Genomic DNA, 1,705 nt, shown 5'->3' on the forward strand with positions numbered 1-1,705 from the left:
ATTGCGCGCGTGAGCTGCCGGATGGCTTCCTGGCTCGTCGTTGCATTGTATAGGTTGCACATGCGCGGCAGTGTGCCTCAGGGATCCAGAACAATCCAGACCCTTGACGCTCTGTGATTATGGAAGCCACAGCGCGGGTTCGTTACAGGTGTGGCAGCGGCCGTCATAAGTCATTGAATTTTGGTGCAAGGAGCTTCCGCCACACCATCGCCCAAGATATTGAAGTCTCAGACTTCGCAGCTTCCGGGCGAGGCCTCCACAGAATACCAGAATAAAATCAATAACCTGCTTAAATTGAGGCCCTCAAAAGGGCCTTTTTCATGTTGCGTTGTGTTACAAACCAGTTCCCTTGATTTTCAAGGGTTTCCTGCGGCACTCGGCAGGTCCACGCGACATGGACGCGACATAGCGTTTGATGGAGCAGGGGAGGTGCAGTATGGCGATGGATAGCTATTTTCGGGAGAAGTTCTCGAATCCGTGTATTGTCTTGCGGGTATGGGGGATATCCGCAGCCGAGTGGAAGCCACGATAGAGGCGGCTCGGGCCTGGAGGGCGGGCTTTCGCCGGTCGAACGGGCGGTTGATCGAGGCGTCGCGCGGCGCTTTCCCGATGGGCCGGCAGACGATATCGCGCCCTGTCTCGATGCCTACGCGGACGCCATGCGCGAACTGCATCGCGCTTATCCGGACGATCTCGATATTGCCGCCCTGTTCGCTGAGGCGATGATGAACCGCACGCCTTATGCCTTGTGGGATCTTAGTCTAGTCCGGCAACAAATGGGGATTCGCATGCTGACCCTGAGCGCGAAAGACGCCGAAGTACGGTTTTGGCCGGCTGATCGACCTAGCCCGCACCGAATCAGTGGCGGTGACCAATCATGGGCGGCCGGTTGTGGTGGTTATGGCGGTGGAGGAGTACGAGCGATTGAACGTTTTGAGGTAGGCCAGGCCGGGCTCCGCTTCGTCTGGTGACTGGTTGCGTCATCAGGCGCTACGGCACGCGATCCCCGGGTCGCCAGCGCGTCACTCGTGACGCGCGGCCCCCGGGATTAGACACGGTTGGGCCCAGCCACCTTATCCTTGGCTTCCGCGGCATCCAAACCGTCGCCCCCTTGACGCAAGAACGCGTGTCGGGGGGGCGGCGCTACATAAAGTCCACCGAATCTGCCACAATGCGCTTCTGTTTGCAGAAAATACACCTCACACGTATGACATTGGATATACTCAGAAAAACTTCAGCCCCTAAAAGGAAAATGGATGATGCGAAACACGCCTCTGGGCGCGACTGATCGCGACAGCACACTCCGGTCTGGCCCCAGCCCGATGTCCGCAGCGCGATTGCGTCTGCTTACAGGCGTGGGAATAGCCGCTCTCGTTGCCAACGCCGCGCCGGTCGGGGAAGCGTTGGCACAGGAAACGATTAGCCTCTCACATGAAATTGTTGATGGCGAGGATGCCGGGGATCCGAGTCCGACTCAAAACTCCCCATGGACCATCGGTGGGGACCTCATCGTCGGTTCTTTCAGCACGGGAGATCTGACGGTTCGCAATGGCGGCGCGGTCAACAATGCCGACGGCTCTGTCGGCGATGCCGTTGGCAGCAATGGCAGTGTGACCGTGACGGGGGATGGTTCGGCCTGGGCCAATTCCGGGGACCTCTCTGTCGGACGTTCTGGCACGGGCGAACTGACCGTTTCGGACGGGGG

1 protein-coding gene and 1 pseudogene are annotated in these 1,705 nt (G+C 59.1%); both read left to right on the plus strand.

The window, feature by feature from the left end; genetic code table 11:
* Positions 1-659 precede the first annotated feature (659 nt).
* Entirely contained in the window at positions 660-971 is a 312-nt protein-coding gene (locus LY631_RS20555) for a hypothetical protein (RefSeq protein WP_445082870.1), read from the plus strand.
* 288 nt (positions 972-1,259) lie between these two features.
* Positions 1,260-1,705 (plus strand): annotated as a pseudogene (locus LY631_RS20285) (hypothetical protein); the annotation flags it as partial.

This window comes from Chelativorans sp. YIM 93263, assembly GCF_028767125.1.
GTDB lineage: Bacteria > Pseudomonadota > Alphaproteobacteria > Rhizobiales > Rhizobiaceae > Chelativorans.

What these genes read in the sequence shown, in the direction of transcription:
- LY631_RS20555 (WP_445082870.1), top strand. Translation starts at nt 660, where the DNA reads ATGCGCGAACTGCATCGCGCTTATCCGGACGATCTCGATATTGCCGCC.